This window comes from Allobosea sp. BK604 (assembly GCF_004341515.1).
Lineage (GTDB): Bacteria > Pseudomonadota > Alphaproteobacteria > Rhizobiales > Beijerinckiaceae > Allobosea.
On sequence record NZ_SLZF01000009.1, the window covers coordinates 138669 to 158728 of the forward strand.

Genomic DNA, 20060 nt, shown 5'->3' on the forward strand with positions numbered 1-20060 from the left:
GCAGGTCGACATGCGCGTCGCCGACATCGCGATGGCCTTCTTTGCGGGTTGTGGCGCCAGCGAGGCCAGGTCTCTCGCCAAGGCTTTCCGCGACGACGAGGCCGCAGCCTGCGCCGCAATGGTTCGTCGCACCGAGTGCGACGATATCAATGTCGGCGCGTGCATCACGCCGGGCTCGGTGGTGGTGCCGACGGCGTTGGCCGCGGCCTGTGAAAACGCGGCATGTGACAACGATCTCTCGCTTGAGCGCTTCGATCGGGCTGTCGCTGCGGGCTACGCCGTCGGCCTGCGCCTGGCGCGCGCGCTCGGCGGCGTCGCGGCCCTGAGCGGCGGCATCTGGCCGACATGTTTCGCGGCACCGATGATGGCGGCCGCGACGGCCGCGGTCGCGCGCGGGCTTGATCGCGACGGCATTGCGTCCGCCATCGCGCTCGCCGCCGCACGGGCCGGGGGGCGCGTCGGGCGACCCGCCGGTGCGCCATCGGGACGCTGGTGGGCGTTTGGAGAGGCCGTCGCCTCAGGCTGCCGGGCGACTGAGGCCGCGGCGCACGGATTCCAGGGCGATCCAGCGCTCATCGGCCGCGACTGGCTGGCCGCCATCGGCGATCCCGCCCATATCCAGCCGGACGCCCTGAAGGCGTCGGAAACACACGAACTCTCCGCCACCGGCTTCAAGCCGTTCATCGCGGCGCGCCAGACCATCAACGCAGTGGTCGCATTCCAGCGCATCCTCGCAAAAGGCGTCGCGCCGGAGAGCATTTCACGCATCGACATCGGCGTGCCCACCGCGAACGCCGCGATGGTCGCTCGCCGCGCCACGCCAGGCGAGCGCCTGAGCACGATCGCCGATATGCATGTCCAGATCGCCGCGGCCGCGCTGCGGCCGGCCCTGCTCTACTCGGTCGAACGCGACGGCGAGCCCGCCGCCGATCTGCTCGCCTATGCCGAACGGATCCAGATTCACGCCGATGCGGAACTTGACCGGTCCATGCCGGAGGTCTGGGGCGGGCGCGTCCGCGTCCAATCCGGCGACCGCGCCCTCGAGGAGCTCTGCCTCGCCGTCGACGGCGATCCCGGCCACGGAGACGCAACGGCGATGCTGCGCGCAAAGCTCGCGCACCTCGTGCCGATCACCGATCGACCGCTCTGCGCGGCATTTCTGGAGCCGGCAAACGATGAGGCGCGGCGCGCGCGCCTGATGACGCTCTGGCGCGCGATGCGCGCGCGGCTCGCCGACGCCCCCTAAAGCATTTTCGAGCGAAGCGGGTACCGGTTCCCGTAAAGAAAATGCGTCGAAACAAAGAGATAGAGCATTGTCTTCACGCGAAGCGGGATCCACTTCGCTCGTCATTGCGAGCACCCGGGTCTTGGCGAGCACCCGGGTCTTGGCGAGCACCCGGGTCTTGCCTTTGGCAAGCCCGAGTACAGGCTCCGCGAAGCAATCCAGGAGCGGCAGCGCTCTACGTCTGCTGGATTGTTTCGTCGCTTAAGTCCAACGACGGCTAGCGCATCGGCCCGCTTGCGGTCTTTGGAGAAAGCCGATGCTCTGGCGTTCTCAGGCTGCGGCGCTGGCGATGGTGCTCGCGGGCGCGTCGCGCAGATTGAGAATGCGCCGCGCATTATCGTAGAACAGCTTCTGCTTTTCGCTCGGCGACAAGTCCAGTTCGCCAAGCAGGCGCAAGGTCTCGGACGGCATCCAGCATGGGTAGTCGGTGCCGTACATCACGTTGTCGATGCCGTAATATTCGATGGCGAACTTCATGCCGGGGCTGTGGGGCGACACCGTGTCGGTGAACATCCGTTTGATATAGGTGCTCGGCGGATGCGGCAGCCCGACGCGTGCGCCGTTCTTGTCGATCCGTCCCGACTGGTAGGGCAGCGCGCCGCCCGTGTGCGACATCACGACCTTCAGCGTCGGGTGGCGCTCCATGATCCCTGAGAAAATCAGGCGCGCGGCAGCGACGCTGACCTCCATGACGCGGCCAAGGGTCAGGTGCAGCGCGCCGCCGTAACCTTCCAGGACATCCTGGAACACGGCATCCGTCGGGTGGATGAACATGGGAATGCCGAGCTCGGCGACGCGCGCATAGAAGGGCTCGAGACGGTCCGCATCGATGCGCGGATCGTTGCCGACGCTTCCGGGAAGGTTGACGCCCATCAGGCCGAGCCGGCCGACCGCGTCGTCCAGCACCTCGATCGCGACCGCCGTATCCGTCAGCGGCACGGCCGCGCTGGCCCAAAGCCGGCCCGGATACCGCCGCTGCGCTGCACTCATCTCCTCGTTCCAGAGCAGCGCGTGCTCGCGCCCTTCCTCGAGCGGAAGATCGGAGAAATGGATCGAGAGTGGCCCGACCGAGCAGACGACGTCCACGCGATGCCCCAGGCCGTCCATATAGGCGAACTGCCGCTCGAGATCGAACCATTCAGGCTCGAGATTGAGGAGGCCGGTGGCGCCCTCCTTGCGCCGATAGTCATAGCCGCCATCGGCATTGCGCGTCACGCGGGGATAGACGCTTCGCTTCGCGAGCATCTCGAAGAACGCGCGTGGCCAGTAGTGAAAATGCGAGTCGATGATGTGCATTCTTGGCATTCCGATCCAGATCGCACCTTCTGCGGCGAGTGCGTCCGCGACAGGCCGCAGCCTATGCCGGCGCAACCAGGGTTTCAATGCGACCGCGCTGGGCCCTGCGATGTTTTTGTCCGTAAGGCCCGACGTTTAACGAAGGTGAAGCCCTGGCGCGCACCGGCCGGAAGCGGCGCGGGGACGTCAACCCGACACCAGCCATCCGGTGCCGCGCGTCAGGATGCCTCTTCTTCGATGGCGATCTGCGCGACAGCCCGCGCGCCATCGTTGAACCGGGCCGCCACGATGTGTCCGAGCGCGACGGCGGCGAGGCAGAAGGCGATGGACATGGCGACGTTGAGCGCGGCGCGGCCCATGCCGCCGCTGCGCAGGAGATCGAGCGTCTGCAGGCTGAAGGCCGAGAATGTGGTGTAGCCCCCGCAGAGCCCGACCATGACGAAGAGCCGCCATTCCTCGCTGACCGGATAACGACCCGTCGCCAAGGTCAGCGTCCCGAACAGGCCAATGACGAAGGAGCCGGTGAGGTTGGTGAGGATCGTGCCCCAGGGCAGTTCCCCGCTGATCGGCAGCGCCAGGACCGAAACGAGGTAGCGCAGCAGCGTACCGATGGCGCCACCGGCCATCACGACGAGACAGGATGTAAGCGACATGACTGCTCCTATCAGGCGGCCGTCGGCCATCCGGCATGACCGGATGCGTGCCGCATCGTTGATAGGAGTCATCAGCCCAAAGCGGGCGGTTTCGGGGGAACCCCATCCCCGTCTTGCCCTGAGGTTAGAGCATGGCGGCGAACTGACAAGGGCTGGCCGCGCGGCAGGGCCCGTTCCTCGCGCATGGCACAGGCCCGCGGCACCGGCGGCTCACGAGCCCAGAAGCTTGGCGATCTCGCGCTGGAGCTGCTTCTGGTCATAGGGCTTGGCCAGCCGCGGCAGGTCGATGTCCGCGCCCGGCGGCAGGTCTGCATAGCCGCTCGCGAGCAGGATCGGCAGGTCCGGCCGCATCTGCCTGAGCGCGAGTGCGAGCTGGCCGCCATTCATCTTCGGCATCGAGTAGTCGGTCACGACGAGATCGAAGCGATCTCCGCCTTCGACCAGGCCGAGCGCTTCGGCGGCCGAATTCGCTTCCGTGACGACATGGCCGAGATCCTCGAGGAGGGCGACGGTGCTCATCGCGATCAGCGGATCGTCGTCGACGACGAGAATGCTCCGCCGGGTGGCCGCCTCTGCGTCCACGCGCGGCTCGATCTGAAGCGTTGGCGGTACCGGGCGCCTCTCCTCCGTTGCCGGCAGGAGAAGCTCGGCGCGCGTCCCCTCCCCGGCCCGGCTCGACAGCCGCAAGGCGCCGCCGAGCTGGATCGCGAGCCCGTGGATCATCGAGAGGCCGAGGCCCGTCCCCTTGCCCAGTTCCTTGGTCGAGAAGAACGGTTCGGTCGCCCTGGCGAGCGTCTCCTCGTCCATGCCGATCCCGTCATCGATGACAGAAAGGCGCACATAGCTGCCATCGGGCAGATGCGCGTCCCCGGCGATGTCGATGCGATCGGTCGCGATCGTCACGCAGCCGCCATTGGGCAGGGCGTCGCGCGCGTTGACCACCAGGTTCAGCAGGGCGAGCTCGGCCTGGTTCGCGTCGACGAGCGCGTGGGGGATCGCCCCGTCGAGCTGGTAGCGCAGTTCGATCTCGGGGCCGATCGACTTGGTGATCAGGTCCGCGACGCCCCGCACCAGGGTGGTGACATTGGCAGGGTTGAGATCCAGGTCCTGCCGGCGGGCGAAGGCCAGTAGCCGTTGCGTCAGCGAGGCGCCGCGATTGGCCCCCTTGATCGCACCGTCGATGAGCCGGGCCGTCTTGGGGTCATCCTCCACCTGGCGCTTGAGCAGATCGAGATTGGCGATGATCGCCATCAGGAGATTGTTGAAATCATGCGCGACGCCTCCGGTGAGCTGGCCGATCATCTCCATCTTCTGGAACTGGCGCAGGGCCTGCTCCGCCGAGGCCAATGCCTGCGCGTTCAGCTTCTGCTCGGTGATGTCGCGGCCGTAGCCGTAGACCAGATCGCCCTCCCTGGCCGTGTGCCAGGAGATCCAGCGGACCTCGCCGGTCGCCGTCCGGTAGCGGTTCTCGAAGGAGGTCAGATCGGCGCCGGCGGCGGCGCGACTGAGGGCCCCGGCCGTGTCCTGCCTGTCCTCGGGCAGCACGAACTCGTCGAGATGATGCCCGACGACCTGATCGGTCGCGTGCCCGAGAATGCGGGTCCAGGCGGGGCTGACCGAGCGGTAGATGCCATCGGCCCCGACGGTGACGAGGAGGTCGCGCGAATGGGCCCAGACCCGGTCGGCGCGCTGCCGCTCTGTGGCGAGGGCGGCGACATTGGCGAGCGCTCCGCTGATCTGGCCGGCGAGTAGCCGCGCGAGATCGGCGACGTCCTCATCCCTGCGGCGATGGGGGTTGAGCCCAAGCACGAGATGCCCGACCGGCGTCTCGCCGTCGGCGCCGGGGATGGCGACGATCAAGGCCTGACGCGGTGCGATCGCCCAGGCGCCGGTCGGATAGGCCGTCCCGGCAGGGAGCTCGACAGTGACCGGCCCGCCGGAAGAGGCTTCCAACCGCCAGGGCTGATGAAGCAGCTCCTCAGCATCTTCGGTGCAAGCCACCGCGGTGCGCTCGTGGCTGGTGCCAATATAGAGGAGCGAGAATGGGAAATCCCGGCGGTTGATGCCGAGGATCCGGGCCACCGCCTCGCAGACCGCGTCGGGCGTCGAGGCGCCCACCAGTTCCGCGGCCAGCATCCGCAACGTGTCGAGCCGGCGCTCGCTGATGACACGCTCGGTAACTTCGCTGACGATGCAGAGCATGCCGTCGACGCTTCCGGCCGGCCCGTGCAGCGGGCTGTAGGAGAAGCTGTGATAGGTCTCCTCGGGGTAACCGCGTCGCTCCAGCAGGAGCAGGAGCGCCTCGTTCCAGGTCGATTCCCCCTGCCTGACCCGCGCGACCTGCTCGGCCACCTCGTCATAGACCTCCGCCCAGACTTCCCGGAACGGCTTGCCAAGCATTGAGGGATGCTTGACGCCCAGCGTCGGGATGTAGGCGTCGTTGTAGAAGAACCTGAGATCCTCTCCCCAGCCCAGCCACATCTCGAAGCGCGAGGTCAGCAGCATCCGCAGCGGGATCTTCAGGCCATCCGGCCAGCTCTCGGGCGCCCCGAGCCCGCTGGAAGCCCAGTCGTGCCCGGCCATCAGGCGGCTCATCTCGCTCGAGCCCGGGAAGATGGCGGTGGTTCTCGACCCCTGGCTATCCAACTCGTGCTCCGCGAATGCCCTGCCACATTGCGATTGCGACCACGGACCGCGGCGCCAGAGCTTAGAACGCCGGCCCCGGAATTTTGTTCACGGCGGAAGGACGGCGCTCGGACGCGACGGAGATCTCGGCCGTTCGGGGATTGTCCAGCACGGCATCAGACGACAGCCGTGGCGCCCCGCCTCGCTCATTTCGCGACGGCCGCCCCCATGCCCTGCGGACTGTCCGCGGGATCGACATAGTCCAGCCCCAACGGCCCGATGGCGATCACCTGGGTCACATAGTCACCCGACTTGGCCCAGTGGAAATGAGGCTGGCCGCCGGGAAGGACGATCAGGCTGCCCGGCGCAAAGGCCTCGAGCTTGTTCTCGTCGAAGACTTCGCCGCGGCCAATGTAGAAGACGCCGGAGATCACCGTGTAGAGGCGATCCTCCGGGTGGCGATGCGGCGGCATGCGGGTGCCGGCCGGCAACCGGACCCTGATCGCGTAGGGTCCCGGCCGGGACGGATCCCCGACCAGCACCGCGATGCGGGCTGCGGCCGGATAGGCCGGGAACGACTTCCACACCACATCTTCCGGGCGGATCGTCAGGAAGCGCTCCTGGCCCGGCTGGTGCGGACGCGGCGGAACTGCAGTGGTTACTGGCGCGGTGGACATGGCGAAACCTCACCTCGTTACGCTCGGATGCGAATGTCGCGCGGCGGGCAAAGCGGCGCCGTGCGCGGCTGGAACGGCGCGGGCATGGGCCTTCAGCGATGTCTGCGTCTCGGCCGAACGAGACCGGGGCGCCCTCGCCCACGGCAGCGCCGACAGCCTGGATCGAAGCAGAGCCGAGGATGCCGATCCATTGCCCCAAGGTATCGCCGATACCCTGGTCTCACGGCAGCGGTGGCGTTCGACAGCCCGCCACGACGGGCGGCGCCGCCTGGCGGTTCGCCGCTGCGGAGAACCGGCTTCAGGCGAGGTTCAGTAAATTTCAGACCTTCTCCAAAGATTATTCAGCCGCCCCATCATACGGTCCTCGTAACGGCGAGATCGCCGCAACAAACGTGTTGAATACGAAGGACGTCACTACTCGCGTGCATGGTTCATCAGGAGGGCATCATGGAACTTGTCGCTCATCCACATCACCTCATCGCAAATCCCACGAGGCGCGACCTCAAACCCGGCTCGCAACCGCGCGTCATCGTCGTCGACCATGATGAACGTCGCTGGACGAATCTCGGCCAGGCACTCGAATTACTCGGCGCCAGTCTGGAGCTATCGCCTCGGCTTCCCGACCATTTCGCATACGGGCGGCCAGAGACGCCGATCTGCCTGATCGTTCAGATCACGCCGGGTGGCGCTGGATTGCAGTTCCTGAGAGATCTCAACGCGGCAGGAAGCTATGCCCCGGTCATCTTCGTCGCGGAATCGGCTGATGTCGCCGTATCGGTCGAGGCCATGAAGAGCGGCGCCGTCGATTTCCTGTGCCGCCCCTACCATGACGACGATCTGCTCGCCGCAGTCGAGATCGGCTTCGCCCGCGACCAGGCGTGGTGCGAGAAGCGCCGGTCCCTCAACGACCTCACCCGGCATTACGAGACGCTCAGCGAGCGCGAGCGGCAGGTCATGGAGCACGTCGTCAAGGGCAAGATGAACAAGCAGGTCGCCTTCGCGCTGGGGATCAGCGAGATCACCGTCAAGGCGCATCGCGGCAAGCTCATGCGGAAGATGAAGGCAAGGTCGCTGCCCGATCTTACGCGCATGGCCGACGCGATCGCTCAAGGCTGGCTCCATTTCGGCGAACGAAGCCTTGCCGCCTTCCTTGCGCCTGCAGGACAGCTCGGTCGCTGACAGTCGAGGGGGGACTGCATGGCCGAGGCCACAGTGATCAGCTACCCGGCCAGCAACTGAGCGGCCCGCCGGATCGCCGGCAGCGCCGAGATCGTCGAGCTCGTCGAGAGGCGATCGCATAGCGGTGTCAGGAGCGCATGCGCTTCAGCGACATCGCCTCGGCCCGAGAGCAGCTCGGCGCTGGAGAGAGACGCGCAGAACTCCCAATATGTGGCTCCCTGCGCCCGCGCCTGAGACAACGCCTCGGACAGCAATTGTTCGGCTTCGCCCGTGCTCTCCGGGTCGCGCTGCAGAAGAATCTCCGCCTTGTTTCGCTTTATTTCCGGAATGAGCCAGCGGTAATCGATCCTCGTCGCTGTTTCCAAGGCCTTGTCGATCTCGGCCAGCGCATCGTCCAGGCGGTCATTCGCAAGCAACGCCTGGGCAAGCTCCACGAGGAAGAACGGGTAAAACAGCAGATATGAGGCCTGCTGCATTCCGGCGAGCCCCGTGCGCAACGGCGCGATCGCGGCTGCGGGCTCACCGCGCCTTGCCAGGACGCTTCCCCGAATGCACAGCCCCGCCGCATGAAACGGGATCATGCCATGCTTGTAGGCATGCTCGACGAGTTCCTCGGCGATCTGCTCGGACCTGTTGAGATCCCCGAGGCTGATGAAGGTGAATCCGGCCCAGACGAGCGCGATGCACAGCGCAGTGGCATGTTTCGTGACGCGCGCCTCCGCGATCGCGCGCATGGCGGATTGCCCGGCATCGTCGAGCTCGCCCAGCGAGACCAGGTTGACGGTGAGATGGCCCGCCGCGGACGCGCGCAGATCGGAACCGAGGCGGATCAGATCCTTCTCGCGCCGTTCGACGGGATAGATTTCGATCGCGTGCCGCAACCTCGTTGCCGCCTCGTCATGGGCGGCCAGATAGGTCAGCGATATGCCGACGATCCAGTCGGCGGCCGCCTTGAACTGGATCTCGCGGTCGCGCGTCAGTTCCTCCAGGCGACGGGCGGTATCCAGCGCCTCGCCGAGCAGGGCGGAGCGCGACCTGAACAGCCAGACATCCATGCTGGCGCGCTGCTGGAAATCGGCGTCGTCGAGCGCCTCGGCGAGCCGAAGACCCGCTTCGAGCGCGGCGAGGGATTCGCCGATCATCCCTCTGGTGTAAAGCAGCGTTCGTCCACGCGCGCATTGCAGGACCATCTCGTCGCGCGAGCCCGCCGCTCCACCGAGCTGGTCCAGGGCCCTGCCGCTCCAGTCGCGACATTCCGCGATCAGCGATTCCGCGATCCAGAAATCACAGGATGTGGCAGCGAGCCTGACGCCGATTGCGCCGTCTCCCGTGTCGGAAAATGCCCAGGTCAAGGCGCCCCGGAGATTGTCGATCTCCCTGCGGTAGAGCGGCAATTCGTCGATGGCGGCCTGCAGCCGGCTCTCGGTTCCGAACGGCGCGAAGACCTCGAGGAAGAACTCCGCATGACGCCGCGCAACCTCTCCGGCCTCGCCACTTTCCGCAAGCTTTTCCGCGGCGTAGGCGCGGGTCGTCTCGAGCAACCTCCAGCGGCCGGCATCAATCCGATCCGGTACGATGAGGGATTTGTCGACGAGGTTCGCGATGCGCTCGGCAACGGCCGGCTCGCCGCCGTCCCGCCCGCCTCCAATCAAAGCCTCTGCGGCCTGAAGTCCGAAGCTGCCGGATAAGACCGAGAGCCGACGCAGCAATGCGCGCTCCTCCGCGGGGAGCAGCTCATAGCTCCAGTCGAGCGTGGCCCGGAGCGTCTTGTGACGCGGCACGGCAGTGCGCCGCCCCGTCGTCAACAGCGCGAAGCGGTTCCTCAGCTCGGCATGAACCGCCTCGATCCCGAGCGTGGCGGCCCGGGCCGCGGCGAATTCAATGGCGAGGGGCATGCCGTCAAGATGCCTGCAGATCGAAGCGATCGTCGGCAGATTGTCGCTCCGCGGCGGCACGATCGGATCCAGGACCTCGGTCCTCGCAATGAACAGCGCCACCGCACTGTGCGACCGGAGGTCATCCACGCCGAACTGCTCGACTTCGGGGACTTCGAGCGGCGGCACGCGATAGATGTACTCACCGCCGATCCGCAAGACTTCTCGGCTTGTGGCCAGGATCGTGAGGCGCGGGCATAGGCGCACGAGCGTCTCGGCAAGCGACGCCACCGCGTCGATCACGTGCTCGCAATTGTCCAGGACCAGAAGCAGCCTCGTGGTCGCTATCGACCTCGCGACGGCCTCGGTGGAATTCGCATCGCCGAGCTTCAGCCCGAGCGCCGAGGCGACCGTGGATGGAACAAGGCTGGGATCCGATAGCGGCGCGAGTTCGACGAACCAGGCGCCGCCGGCGTAGTCCGAGAGCAAGCCGCGCGCGGCATGCAGCGCGAGTGTCGTCTTTCCGATCCCGCCGGCGCCGCTTAGCGTGACGATCCGGTAGGCGGAGAGGAGACCGCACACATGCGGCAACGCCGCGTCACGGCCGATCAGGTCCGTGATGAGAACCGGAAGATTGGACCTCGTCTCGGCGGGAGGCTCCTGCGCATGCCTGGTCCGGGCGGCGGATGGCTGGGGAGCGGGTTCCAGTTCGATTCCCCAATCGCCAAGCAGCCTGTATCCCCGACCCGATTGCGTCTTGAGCAAGGACCGATAGGACCCCAGCGCCTTCCTGACCGCTGAGATGTGAACCTGAAGCAGGTTTTCGCTGACCGCTGCCGTGCCCCAAACCCGATCCAGCAATTCATCCTTGGTGACGAGCTCGCCCTGCGCCTGGCTCAGAACCTCGAGGATTTCGAAAGCGCGGCCGCCAAGCGGCGCGGCCATGCCGCTCACCCGCAATTCGCGTCGGCTCAGATCGATCTCGCAGCCACCCGAGACGTAAATTGGCCGAGTGCTGTCCAATGGGATGAGACTCTCGATCTGCGGGGAGCCGCTTCAGGATAATTCATAAAATTTCAGATTGCCATCGGGCAGGCTCGGAACAGATCAAGACAGCTTCCTCGGCACGCGACGATTGCAGATTACCCAATACACACGCGGCTGGCAGAATCGCGATATTTGAAATCAGCGCTGCCGGCATTCGAATAACATCAAAGTATTGGCGATACCTCTGGATAATCGACCAGAGGGCGCTGCTGCCCGACACATGACGAGCCAACGCAATCCCAAGCCAATCACATGGCTGGACAGGAGCACCGTCATGCAGGAAGCGCTTTCTTCCACCAATCGGCGCAACGTCATCATCGCCGCAGCGGCCGCCGGCGCGGCCACGATCATTCCGCACGCTCTCGCTGCTTCGGCCAGCGAGATCCGCCCGTTCCGCGTCCATTTTCCGGATGAGGCCATCACCGATCTTCGCCGGCGCGTGGCGTCGACGCGGTGGCCGACGCGGGAGCTCGTCTCCGACGCGACCCAGGGCGTCCAGCTTGCCACGATGCGCAAGCTCGCCCAGCACTGGCACGACAAGCACGACTGGCGAAAAGTCGAGGCCCGGCTGAACGCGCTGCCGATGTTCATGACCGAGATCGACGGGCTGGACATCCATTTCATTCACGTGCGCTCGCGCCATGCCAACGCCCTGCCCGTCATCATCACGCATGGCTGGCCGGGGTCGATCATCGAACAGCTGAAGGTGATCGGTCCCCTCACGGACCCGACCGCTCATGGCGGCCAAGCCGACGAGGCGTTCGACGTCGTCATCCCCTCGCTTCCCGGGCACGGGTTCTCGGCCAAGCCGACAGCGGTCGGCTGGACCCCGCAGCGCATCGCCGGCGCCTGGACGCAGCTGATGAAGCGCCTCGGCTACCAGCGCTTCGTGGCGCAAGGCGGCGACTGGGGCGACGCGGTCTCCGAGCAGATGGCCGTCCAGGCGCCTCCTGAGCTGCTCGCCATTCATACCAACATGCCGGCGACCGTGCCGGACGACATCGCCAAGGCCCTGGCGGCGGGAGGCGCGGCGCCCGCTGCCCTGAACGCCGAGGAGCGGAACGCCTATGAGCAGCTCGACTTCTTCTACAAGCACGGCCTCGGCTATGCGCAGGAGATGTCCGGCCGGCCGCAGTCGCTCTATGCGCTCGAGGACTCGCCGATCGGCCTCGCCGCCTGGATGCTCGATCACGACGCGCGCAGCTATGCGCTGATCGCCCGTGTCTTCGATGGCGCAAGCGAGGGGCTGAGCAAGGACGATATCCTCGACAACATCACGCTGTACTGGCTCACCGAGACGGCTGTCTCCTCGGCGCGGCTGTACTGGGAGAACAAGCTCGCGTTCTTCGCTCCCAAGAACATCCAGATCCCGGTGGCCGTCAGCGTCTTCCCGGACGAGATCTACGCGGCGCCCAAGAGCTGGGCGGCCCGCGCCTTTCCCAAGCTCATCCACTTCAACCGCCTTCCGAAGGGCGGGCATTTCGCGGCCTGGGAGCAGCCGGCGGCGTTCAGCGCCGAGCTGCGCGCGGCCTTCCGCCCGGTCCGCAACTGAGCGCACCGCCCGGCGCCCGACATTCCAACGCCCAATCACGAAGGGTCATGCCATGAACCATCAGACCAAGCTGCTTTACACCGCCAAGGTCCACACCGTCGGTGGCCGCGAGGGCGGCACCTCGAAAAGCTCCGACGGTCACCTCGACATCAAGATCTCGCCTCCCGGCGGCCACGGCACCGGGACCAATCCCGAGCAGCTCTTCGCCGCGGGATGGTCGACCTGCTTCGACAGCGCCATCGGCATCGCGGCGAGGAGGCAGAAGGTCACGCTGCCGCCGAACTATTCGATCGATGCGGAGGTCGATCTCAACCTCGTCGACGGCGCCTATACGCTCGGTGCGCGATTGAACGTGAATCTGCCCGGGTTGCCGCGCGACACCGCCCAGGCGCTCGCCGACGAAGCGCACACGCTGTGCCCGTACTCGCGCGCCACCCACGGCAACATCGACGTCGCGACGATCGTCGCCGTCTGACGCAATGCCTGCCCCTGACAGGAGATGATCATGACGAGCATCGCAGCGACCTTGCCCGGCGGCGTCGACCGCCGGGAGTTCATCGGATCGGTTGCCGCGATGGCCGCCGTCAGCGAACTGGGCCTGGTCTTTCCGAGCCGCGCCGAGGCGGCTCCGGCCCGGGCGAGCACGCCCAGCCTGTTCCGTGTCGATCAGATCGAAGCGGGCGTGCTCAGCATCGGATACAGCGAGGTCGGCCCCAATGACGGCCAACCGGTCATCCTGCTCCATGGCTGGCCCTACGATATCCAGAGCTATGCCGAGGTCGCGCCCATGCTCGGCGCCGCAGGTTTCCGCGTCATCACGCCTTACTTGCGGGGCTATGGCACGACCCGGTTCCTCGCGAGCGAGACGCCGCGGAACGGCCAGCAGGCCGCTCTCGCCGCCGATGTCGTCGCGCTGATGGACGCGCTCGATATCCGCAGCGCGATCGTCGCCGGATATGACTGGGGCGCCCGAACAGCCAATATCGTCGCGGCGATCTGGCCGGAGCGCTGCAAGGCAATGGTCTCGGTCAGCGGCTACCTGATCGGCAGCCAGAAGGCCAACCTGAAGCCGCTGCCGCCGAGTGCGGAACTCGCCTGGTGGTACCAGTATTATTTCGCGACGGAGCGCGGCCGGGCAGGCTACGGCGCCAATACGAGCGACTTCGCCAAGCTGATCTGGCGCACGGCGTCGCCGCAATGGCAGTTCGACGACACGACCTTCATGAAGAGCGCCGCTTCATTCGAGAATCCCGACCATGTCGAGATCGTCATCCATAACTATCGCTGGCGGCTAGGCCTCGCGGATGGCGAGCGCCAATTCGACAAGATCGAGAAGACGCTGGCGGCCGCGCCGGCAATCAACCTGCCGACGATCACGCTGGAGGGCGACGCAAACGGTGCTCCGCACCCCGATCCCGGCTCCTACGCCAAGAAGTTCACCGGCAAGTACCAGCACCGGACGATTCGCGGCGGGATCGGTCACAACCTGCCCCAGGAGGCGCCGCAGGCCTTCAGCCAGGCGATCATCGACGTCAGCCGGATTTAGACCAATGGGAACCTCGATCTCCTATCATTCCGTAGACGTTGGCGGGCTGCCGATCTTCTACCGAGAGGCAGGCGATCGGGATGCCCCGGTGATCCTGCTGCTGCACGGCCTGCCATCGTCGTCGCGGATGTACGAGCCGCTGCTCTCGCGCCTGTCCCGCGATTTCCGCCTGATCGCGCCCGACTATCCCGGGTTCGGGCACAGCGCGGCGCCGGACCCGCTCAGCTTCCCGTACACATTCGATCGCCTGAGCGCTGTGATCGCGAGCTTCACCGAGGTGCTCGGCCTGAGCCGGTACGCGCTGTTCGTCCAGGATTACGGCGGCCCGGTCGGATTTCGCCTGGCCATGGCCGCGCCGGAACGCCTCGACGCGCTGATCATCCAGAACGCCGTCGCGCATCATACGGGCCTCACCAGCCTGTGGGACCGGCGGAAGGCCTACTGGAACGACCGGGTCGGACATGAGCGCGAGGTCTGGGAAAGCCTGTTCTCAGGCGACGCCAACAGGCGGCGGCATATCGGCTCGGACCCCAATCCGGAAGGCTACAATCCCGACCTCTGGCAGGACGAAAGCGCGTTCCTGTCTCGCCCCGGGCAGGCGCAGATCCAGCTGGATCTGTTCTTCGACTACCGGACCAACGTTGCCTCCTACCGTCGCTGGCAGCGATGGCTGCGCGAGCGGCAACCGCCTTTGCTCGTGGTCTGGGGCAAGTACGACCTCTCGTTCGACAGCTCCGAGCCCCACGCCTACCGGCACGATGTGCCGTCGGCAGAGGTCCATTTTCTCGATGCGGGGCATTTCGCGCTCGATACCGCGGCCGACGAGGTCGCGACGCTGACGCGCAGTTTCCTGAGGCCGCTCCACACCGCACGGCCGCCCACCCCGAGGCGTCTTTGCCAACGCGTGACATCTCTGGCGAGCGTCGAATTCAGCCTGACCACCCAAGCCGGCAGCACTCAAACGCAGATGGAGACGCGGCAATGACTGACAATGAAATCGTCGATTCGAGCTTCTCGGCCATCATCAACGCGCCGATCGAGACGGTCGACATTCCGACCTGGTGCTTCGCCTTGAGCGAGAAGGAGTATCAGGGCTGCTCGCCCGCGCATATCGCGGCCGGCGCGACGACCGCGCCCGACGGGCGCCGCATGTCGATCAATGTCGAGATGATCGGCGGCAGCCTGAGCATCCAGCACTATGTCGAGACACTCGGCAAACCCGACCATCTCGTGCTGGAATCGGTCTCCGACATCCTCACCCCGACCGGGCGGACGACGATCAACGTGCTCTGGGAATTGAGCGTCAGGCCGCTCGACGGCGCAAGATGCGAATTCACCAACCACGTCCGGGCGACCGCCACGCCGGCGTTCAGGGAATTCCTCGATCGACAGGGCATCCCGTTCGACGTGTTCCGCGCCCAGCGGGCCCCCATGTCGATCGCCCATAACCAGGGCGAGACGCCGCTCTTCGCGCAGAGCATCGAGCGAGCCGCCCTCAAGAACAGATCGCACTAACGGCAGCACAGGGAGAGTGAAGATGACCCCACCTGTCTACGAGAAGAAGGCCACCGCGCTGCTCTTCGTCGATCCCTATAACGACTTCCTGTCCGAGGGCGGAAAGATCTGGCCCAGGGTCAAGGAAGTCGCCGAGGAGGTCGATCTCATCGCGAACCTGAAGCGCGTCGACAGCGCCGTTCGCGGCGCCGGAATACGCGTGTTCGTCGTTCCGCACCGGCGCTGGCAGCCGGGCGACTATGAATGCTGGTGCCATCCCAATCCGACCCAGCGCGCGATCATGAAACGCCATTCGTTCGCGCGGGGGGAATGGGGCGGAGACTGGCACCCTGACTTCGCCCCCCCAAGCCGGGCGACATCGTCGTCCATGAGCATTGGGCGCAAAGCGGCTTCGCCAATACCGATCTCGATCAGCAGCTCCGCCAGCACGGCATCAGCCATGTCATCGTCATCGGGCTGCTCGCCAATACCTGCATCGAGTCAACCGGCCGCTATGCGATGGAGCTCGGCTACCATGTGACGCTGGTTCGCGATGCGACCGCAGCCTTCACCCGCGAGATGATGCATGCGGCCCACGAGCTCAACGGGCCGACCTACGCGCACGCTATCCTGACGACGCGCGAGGTGGTCGAGGCGCTCGCGTCCACGCCGCAGTGAGTTGCTCCGGGGTAGGCCGATGCCGGCCTGCCCCTTTCAGGATCGGCACAGGCATTTGCCGCCGGATCCTGCCTACCGCAGCGTGCGGCAGGTTCACGACAATACCCTGGCGACACAATACAACATGCTATCCCTGAGTATGCGGCCGCGATACGTTCGTATGTATTTCCGATAAACCCCAGAATAGATACAGTCTCTCCTGCAGCGATCACCTGGCAAAGCCATTTGATGCTGCCCTCCGAATGCATTCTGCAATGCCCCTTTGCAGTATGCACTGGCCGCCGCATCAATGATGTGGCGGCCTTTTTTCTATCGCAAGGAGCATACGGAAATCCCCCCGACTCTATGTCGGGGGGTTCCAGCGCTCGATCCGATAGTCCTCAGTTGACTAGCGCGCCGCCTTCAGCAGGTTGGCCTGCACCGGCATTTTGCGCAGCCGCGTGCCTGTCGCCGCAAAGATCGCGTTGGCAATCGCCGGCACGATCGCCGATGTCCCGGTCTCGCCGATGCCGCCCGGCGGCTCGGTGTTCTTGACGATGTGGACCTCGACGGCCGGCGCCTCGTTCATCCTCATGATCTGGTAGCTGTCGAAGTTGGTCTGCTCGACCCGCCCTTGCCGGATCGTCACCTCGCCATAGAGGGCCGCGGTGGCGCCGAAGATCACGCCGCCCTGGAGCTGCGCCTCCACCGTGTCGGGATTGACGACGGTGCCGCAATCGATCGCACAGACGACGCGACGGACGCGCACCGTGCCATCGACCGCAACCTCGACTTCGGCCACCACCGCCAGGTCGCTGGCGAAGGCATGTTGCAAGGCGACGCCGCGGCCATGCCGCTCCGGCAGGGCTGCGCCCCAGCCCGCCTTTTCCGCGGCGAGGTCGAGCACGGCCCGCGCGCGCGGCGACTTGCCCAGCAGGCTCCGGCGGAACGCGACCGCATCCTGTTTCACCGCCGCCGCCATCTCGTCGGTGAAGCTCTCGGTGACGAAGACATTGTGCGACGGCCCGACGCTGCGCCAGAAGGCGGTCGGAATGCCCGGCGGCTCGCGCCTGACGAACTCGACGCGGAAGTTCGGCAGGTCATAGGGCAGATCGATCGCCGCCTCGGTCGAATCCGGATCGAGCCCGTTCTGGAAGGCCGGCGGCAGCCAGCGCGCGATCACGGACGGGCCGGCGAACCGGTTGATCCAGGCAACCGGCCGGCCCTTGTCGTCGAAACCGGCGGAGATCCGGTCGAGCCAATACGGCCGGTACATATCGTGCTGGATATCTTCCTCGCGGGTCCAGACGACCTTCACCGGGCCGTCGACCTGCTTCGCGATCTCGACCGCGCGCACCGCGCCATCGGCTTCGAGCCGCCGGCCGAAGCCTCCTCCGATCAGGTGATTATGGACGGCGACCTTCTCGACCGGCAGTCCCGCGGCCTTGGCCGCCATCGCCTGGACGCGGGCCACGGCCTGGCTGCCGATCCAGATGTCGCAGGCATCCTGGCGCAGATGCACCGTGCAGTTCATCGGCTCCATCGTCGCATGTGCAAGGAACGGGACCTCGTAGATCGCGTCGATCCTGGTCGCCGCCTGGGCCATCGCCTTGTCGGGCTCGCCGATCAGTTGCGCCACGGTGCCGGGCTTCAGCGTCGCATTGCCGAGGTCGTCCGCGATCGCCTGTGTGCTGAGTGCCGCGTTTGGACCATCGTCCCATTCGATGACGAGGGCGGCGAGCCCCTTCTTCGCGGCGCCCATATGATCGGCGACCACTGCGACGGCGTCGTCGAGGCGCACGATCTGACGAACGCCGCTCACGGCTTTGGCCGCCGTGTCGTCGACGTGCTTGAGTCGTCCACCGAAGACCGGGCACTGGGCGAGTGTCGCGAACTTGAGCCCGGGCGGCCGCGCATCGATGCCGTAAACGGCCGTTCCGTTGACCTTTCCAGCGGTATCGAGGCGCTTGGCGGGGGTACCGATCAGCTTGAATGCGCTCGCTGGTTTGAGTGGAATCGACGCGGGAACGGGGAGGCTGGCGGCCTCGAGCGCCAGTTCGGCATAGGTCAGACGGCGCTGGCTTGCGTCATGAAGCACGCGGCCGTTTTCGGCGCGGCAAGTCGCCGGATCGACACCCCAGCGCTTGGCCGCCGCTCCGACAAGCATGATGCGAGCGGCCGCGCCCGCCTCGCGAAGCGGCTTCCAGGCACCGCGGACCGCGTTGGAATTGCCCGTGGCCTGCACCCCCAGCAATGGGTTGACGTAGAGCTTCTCGTTGGGCGGCGCATGTTCGAGCCGGATGTCGTTGAGGCCGATCTCGAGCTCTTCCGCGATCAGCATCGGTATCGCCGTATAGGTGCCCTGCCCCATCTCGACATAGGGCATCGTCAGGACCACCGTGCCGTCGCTGCCGATGCGAACGAAGGCATTGGGAGCGAAGCTGCCGGCCGACGCCGCCTCGGCGCGACCGGCCGGCAGGGTGAGACCGAGAAGCAGGCCGCTGCCCGCGGCCGAACTCACGGCGAGGAAACTGCGCCGCGACAATGATGGCCCGCTTTCGCCGGACCTGCTGAGAACGTCGCTCATCGTCAGCCTCCCTGGCGGCCGCTTTGCGCCGCCAGCTTGATCGCCGCACGGATGCGCGGATAGGTTCCGCAGCGGCAGATGTTTCCGCTCATCGCGTCGTCGATATCGGCGTCGCTCGGATTCGGGTTCTGGCTCAGCAGCGCTGTCGCCGACATGATCTGCCCGGACTGGCAATAGCCGCATTGGACGACCTCGCGCTCGAGCCAGGCCTTCTGGATCCTGGCCCCCGCCGGGGTCTCGCCGATCGTCTCGATGGTGGTCACCTGCGACGTGCCGACGCTGTCGATCGGGGTGACGCATGAGCGTGTGGCCACGCCGTCGATATGCACGGTGCAGGCGCCGCACAGCGCGGCGCCGCAACCGAACTTCGTTCCGGTCATGCCCAGCACATCCCGCAGCACCCAGAGCAGCGGAGTGTCGTCGTCGACATCGACGCGGCGCCTTTCGCCATTTATGTTGATCGAGAACAGCATCTACGCCTCCTCTGCCTTGGATGGAGATCAGAACTTGCTCATTCCGCGCGAGACCGAGCATCAAATCGAACGAACGCAGCCCATTATTCAAACTATATTCAAATAAAAGCCGGACTCTTAATCAAATACGTCGCCTATCATAGCAACATCGCAGCGACCATTACCGCGAAGACTTGTGCGAGCCGGCGCTTCCCTGCGTCGAAGGCGCAACCAGCGGCGCGCGAGGCGTCCCGCCGGTCGCCGCTACTGCATCAAGGGCGGATAGCCCTCGACATATATAGCGCGTCGCCGCGGCGGGGGCACGGCGACGCGCGCAGCTTTCCCGGTCGTCGAATGCCCGCCGCGGGACATTCACGCCGCGTTCGTGCCGCGAGCCAGGCCGTGCATCTGCGACATGAGCGCCAGCAGCGCCTTGGCGCCGGCGGTCGACGAGGCGGGGTTCTGGCCGGTGATCAGGCGGCCGTCGGTCAGGACGAAGCTCTGCCAGTTGGGCGCCTGCTCGTAGAGGCCGCCGAGCCGCTTCAGCTCGTCCTCGACGAGGAACGGCACGACCCTGGTCAGCCCGACCTCCTCTTCCTCGCTATTGGCGAAGCCGGTGACGCGCCGGCCCTTCACCAGCGGCTCGCCGCGGTCCATGACCCGCCGCAGCACTCCCGGCGCATGGCAGACGGCGGCGACCGGCTTGCCGGCGTTCCAGAAGGCTTCGATCAGGCCGATCGAGGCGGCATTGTCGGCAAGGTCCCACATCGGGCCATGGCCGCCGGGATAGAAAACGGTGTCGAAATCCTCGGCGCGCATATCGTCCAGCTTCACCGTGGAGGCGAGATCCTTCTGCGCTGCCGCATCCTGCTTGTAGCGGATCATGGCCGGCGTCTGGTTCCCGGGAAGGTCGCTCTTGGGATCGATCGGCGGCTGTCCGCCCTTGACCGAGGCCAGCGTGAGCGAGACGCCGGCGTCACGGAAGACGTAGTACGGGGCCGCGAATTCCTCCAGCCAGAACCCCGTCTTGCGGCCGGTATCGCCGAGCCTGTCGTGAGACGTCAGCACCATCAGGATGTTCATCGCCCTCTCCTTTCGACATGCGATGGAAATCGCCAGCATTTGGCCGTTCCGGC

15 protein-coding genes, 1 pseudogene and 1 riboswitch are annotated in these 20060 nt (G+C 66.1%); of the genes and pseudogenes, 8 read left to right on the forward strand and 8 right to left on the reverse strand.

Features of this window, described 5'->3' with window-relative positions; translation table 11 throughout:
- The first annotated feature begins 10 nt into the window (after window positions 1–10).
- The gene (locus EV560_RS25755; protein WP_131858696.1) at window positions 11–1246 is read left to right on the forward strand and encodes an MmgE/PrpD family protein; all 1236 of its coding nucleotides are present in this window, start codon (window positions 11–13) and stop codon (window positions 1244–1246) included.
- Between the two features lie 309 nt (window positions 1247–1555).
- On the opposite strand, the gene EV560_RS25760 is transcribed toward EV560_RS25755, so the two are convergent.
- The 4 genes from EV560_RS25760 to EV560_RS25775 all read right to left on the reverse strand — a co-directional run bounded on the left by EV560_RS25760 (window position 1556) and on the right by EV560_RS25775 (window position 6536).
- Window positions 1556–2581 (reverse strand): amidohydrolase family protein, encoded by a 1026-nt coding sequence (locus tag EV560_RS25760; protein ID WP_165923621.1) that lies wholly within the window; start codon window positions 2579–2581, stop codon window positions 1556–1558.
- A 218-nt stretch (window positions 2582–2799) separates the two neighbouring features.
- Window positions 2800–3234 (reverse strand): fluoride efflux transporter CrcB, encoded by a 435-nt coding sequence (gene crcB / locus EV560_RS25765; RefSeq protein WP_131858698.1) that lies wholly within the window; start codon window positions 3232–3234, stop codon window positions 2800–2802.
- Window positions 3235–3289: 55 nt separating this feature from the next.
- A riboswitch (Fluoride riboswitch) is annotated at window positions 3290–3353 on the reverse strand.
- Between the two features lie 91 nt (window positions 3354–3444).
- A complete protein-coding gene (locus EV560_RS25770; protein ID WP_165923622.1) occupies window positions 3445–5817 on the reverse strand; it encodes a PAS domain-containing protein in 2373 nt (790 codons plus the stop codon).
- A 248-nt stretch (window positions 5818–6065) separates the two neighbouring features.
- The gene (locus tag EV560_RS25775; RefSeq protein ID WP_131858700.1) at window positions 6066–6536 is read right to left on the reverse strand and encodes a cupin domain-containing protein; all 471 of its coding nucleotides are present in this window, start codon (window positions 6534–6536) and stop codon (window positions 6066–6068) included.
- A 447-nt stretch (window positions 6537–6983) separates the two neighbouring features.
- On the opposite strand from EV560_RS25775, the gene EV560_RS25780 reads away from it, so the two are divergent.
- Window positions 6984–7715: a response regulator transcription factor gene (locus EV560_RS25780; protein ID WP_165923623.1), complete on the forward strand. Its 732-nt coding sequence runs from the start codon at window positions 6984–6986 to the stop codon at window positions 7713–7715.
- A 41-nt stretch (window positions 7716–7756) separates the two neighbouring features.
- Here the strand turns inward: EV560_RS25780 and EV560_RS25785 are convergent, their stop codons facing one another.
- Window positions 7757–10534 carry an ATP-binding protein gene (locus EV560_RS25785; protein WP_131858702.1) on the reverse strand — a complete coding sequence of 926 codons (2778 nt, stop codon included), beginning with the start codon at window positions 10532–10534 and terminating at the stop codon, window positions 7757–7759.
- Between the two features lie 376 nt (window positions 10535–10910).
- Between EV560_RS25785 and EV560_RS25790 the strand changes: the two genes are divergently transcribed.
- The 6 genes and pseudogenes from EV560_RS25790 (at window position 10911) to EV560_RS25815 (ending at window position 15906) form a co-directional block, all read left to right on the forward strand.
- Complete coding sequence (locus EV560_RS25790; protein ID WP_131858703.1) at window positions 10911–12188, forward strand: epoxide hydrolase family protein; 1278 nt, start codon at window positions 10911–10913, stop codon at window positions 12186–12188.
- A gap of 52 nt (window positions 12189–12240) precedes the next feature.
- Window positions 12241–12663 carry an organic hydroperoxide resistance protein gene (locus EV560_RS25795; protein WP_131858704.1) on the forward strand — a complete coding sequence of 141 codons (423 nt, stop codon included), beginning with the start codon at window positions 12241–12243 and terminating at the stop codon, window positions 12661–12663.
- Between the two features lie 30 nt (window positions 12664–12693).
- The gene (locus EV560_RS25800) at window positions 12694–13734 is read left to right on the forward strand and encodes an alpha/beta fold hydrolase (RefSeq protein WP_465247039.1); all 1041 of its coding nucleotides are present in this window, start codon (window positions 12694–12696) and stop codon (window positions 13732–13734) included.
- Between the two features lie 4 nt (window positions 13735–13738).
- Complete coding sequence (locus EV560_RS25805) at window positions 13739–14719, forward strand: alpha/beta fold hydrolase (protein ID WP_131858706.1); 981 nt, start codon at window positions 13739–13741, stop codon at window positions 14717–14719.
- The gene (locus EV560_RS25810) at window positions 14716–15249 is read left to right on the forward strand and encodes a hypothetical protein (RefSeq protein WP_131858707.1); all 534 of its coding nucleotides are present in this window, start codon (window positions 14716–14718) and stop codon (window positions 15247–15249) included. The genes EV560_RS25805 and EV560_RS25810 overlap by 4 nt, the downstream gene beginning before the upstream one ends.
- Window positions 15250–15271: 22 nt before the next feature.
- Window positions 15272–15906 (forward strand): annotated as a pseudogene (locus EV560_RS25815) (cysteine hydrolase family protein).
- A 388-nt stretch (window positions 15907–16294) separates the two neighbouring features.
- Here the strand turns inward: EV560_RS25815 and EV560_RS25820 are convergent.
- From EV560_RS25820 to EV560_RS25830, 3 genes are all read right to left on the reverse strand, one after another.
- Complete coding sequence (locus EV560_RS25820; RefSeq protein ID WP_131858708.1) at window positions 16295–18472, reverse strand: xanthine dehydrogenase family protein molybdopterin-binding subunit; 2178 nt, start codon at window positions 18470–18472, stop codon at window positions 16295–16297.
- Between the two features lie 2 nt (window positions 18473–18474).
- On the reverse strand, window positions 18475–18945 hold the full coding sequence (locus tag EV560_RS25825) for a (2Fe-2S)-binding protein (protein WP_131858709.1): 471 nt from the start codon (window positions 18943–18945) through the stop codon (window positions 18475–18477).
- 351 nt (window positions 18946–19296) lie between these two features.
- Window positions 19297–20007 (reverse strand): type 1 glutamine amidotransferase domain-containing protein, encoded by a 711-nt coding sequence (locus EV560_RS25830; protein ID WP_131858710.1) that lies wholly within the window; start codon window positions 20005–20007, stop codon window positions 19297–19299.
- Between the last annotated feature and the right edge of the window lie 53 nt (window positions 20008–20060).